We start from the raw sequence: 499 nt of genomic DNA on the forward strand, positions 1-499 counted from the left end.
ACTCGCAACGGCGTCGGCCAATTCTTCGTCCGAGGCCGTTCGGAGCGTCGCCATCGCTGATTCCCACTCCTCGCGGGCCTCGTCGGTCAGAAACAGTCCGTCGGGTTCTTCCACGAGAACACCGGCGTTCAGGAGCGTCGAGAGCATCACGTCGGGGTCGACGTTGGCGTCGAGCGAGTCAGACTGGCGTGCGGCGGCGTCGTCCTCCCTGTGGCCGAAGATGCCGTCGAGACCGACCGCCGAGACGAGCTTCGGCGCGAACGAGGGGGTTCCGGGGACGACGTAGCCGCGCAGGTAGACGAGTAGTGTTCCGACGGCGATGACGACGGCCCCGATGGGGGGCCATAGGACGCCAAGCGCCAGACCGACGAGGACGACGAGAACTGCGTTGACGGCGGTGCACGGGAGACATCGATTCTCGCCGGTGTGTTCTGGTCGCCTGAGTGCGTCGAAGACGGACATACTGGAAGAATTGGGGTGGGTGTGTTTCGCTGTTTGG

General features: G+C 64.9%; 1 pseudogene. It reads right to left on the bottom strand.

The window, feature by feature from the left end:
• Positions 1-462, bottom strand: a pseudogene (locus tag DVK00_RS20800) (hypothetical protein); the annotation flags it as partial.
• Positions 463-499 lie beyond the last annotated feature (37 nt).

This window comes from Haloarcula sp. Atlit-47R (assembly GCF_003665985.1).
Classification (GTDB): Archaea; Halobacteriota; Halobacteria; order Halobacteriales; family Haloarculaceae; genus Haloarcula; species Haloarcula taiwanensis.